This is a genomic window from Bartonella tribocorum, from assembly GCF_002777915.1.
Taxonomy (GTDB): Bacteria; Pseudomonadota; Alphaproteobacteria; order Rhizobiales; family Rhizobiaceae; genus Bartonella; species Bartonella tribocorum_A.
Map to the genome: position 1 here is coordinate 1 of NZ_NJGE01000060.1, position 1654 is coordinate 1654.

Annotated in this window: 1 pseudogene; it reads left to right on the forward strand. The window is 43.5% G+C overall.

Features of this window, described 5'->3' with window-relative positions:
- Window positions 1-1654: pseudogene (locus CER18_RS09620) on the forward strand (hypothetical protein); the annotation flags it as partial.

Below are 1654 nucleotides of genomic sequence, written 5' to 3' on the forward strand. Positions count from 1 at the left end.
AAAGCGTTTGCAAGTGTAGGCAGTTCTTTCCTTTCAGCAATCTTCATAAAGAGCTTAAGAATGAGATTAACCAAGTTGTTAGTGACAGTCTTGTAAAGCAAGATGACAAGACACATGACATTGCGGTTGGAGGAGAAAAGAGCGGTACGAAAGTTACGTTTGCGAATACTGATGGTGCGGCACGGACACTCACGGGCGTAAAAGCAGGAGATCTTACAGAAGCATCGACTGATGCCGTGAATGGTTCGCAACTTTTTGCAACCAATCAGAATGTGAGTGCTGTATCTAATAATTTGCAAACAGCATCAACCAACATAGCGAAGTCCTTTGGTGGCGGTGCTAAGTATGAGAATGGTGAGTGGACGGCTCCAAGCTTCAAAGTTAACACAGTCAGTGAGGATGGTAGTAAGGTTGAAGAGCAGAGCTATGATGATGTAGCGAAAGCGTTTGCAAGTGTAGGCAGTTCTTTCAGCAATCTTCATAAAGAGCTTAAGAATGAGATTAACCAAGTTGTTAGTGACAGTCTTGTAAAGCAAGATGACAAGACACATGACATTGCGGTTGGAGGTGAAAAGAGCGGTACGAAAGTTACGTTTGCGAATACTGATGGTGCGACACGGACACTCACGGGCGTAAAAGCAGGAGATCTTACAGAGACATCGACCGATGCGGTAAATGGTTCACAGCTTTATGAAACCAATCAGAATGTGAGTGCTGTATCTAATAATTTGCAAACAGCAGCGACCGATATAGCTAAATCCTTTGGTGGAGGAGCTAAGTATGAGAATGGTGAGTGGTCTGCTCCAAGCTTCAAGTTTAAAACTGTCAATGATGATGGTAATAAAGTTGAAGATAAGGATTATAGTACTGTAGCGGAAGCATTTTCTGGCGTAGGCAGTTCTTTTGAGAAACTTCATAAAGAGTTTACCGAAAGCAACACAGCGATTACAGAAAATATTAAGCAGAATGCGTTGTTGTGGAGTCAAGATAAAGAGGCATTTGTTGCGACACATGGTGCTGAAGGTGATAAGAAAAACAGTAAGATCACGTCTCTAGCGAATGGTAGTATCACGAAAGATTCAACAGAAGCGGTGAATGGTTCGCAGCTTTACGAGACCAATGATAAGGTTGCGAGCTATTTTGGTGGCGGTGCTAAGTACGAGAATGGTGATTGGACAGCTCCAAGCTTCAAGATAGTGAGCTTTAAAGATGATGGAAGTTCTGAAGAGACGAGCTATGATAATGTTGCTGCTGCTTTTGCAGGCATGAATACTTCTTTCACGAAGCTTCATCATGATCTTTCAGATAATATTGAGCAGAATGCGTTGTTGTGGAGTGATGCGGATGAATCTTTTGTAGCGCTTCATGGTAAAGGTTCAGAGAAGCGCAATAGCAAGTTGAGCCATCTTTTAGATGGAGATATTTCAGCGGGTTCGACAGAAGCGATTACGGGGAACCAGTTGTATCAGTTGAATCAGACGTTAGCGAGTTATTTAGGCGGGGGAGCGAGCTATCAGGGCGGTCAATGGACAGCGCCTGAATTCCAAGTAACGCAGTTCAAGAGTGATGGGAGTTCTGGTGAGAGTAAGAGTTATGATACAGTAGCGGGAGCGTTTGAAGGCGTTAACGGAAGTTTGTCTGGTATCAACGATCG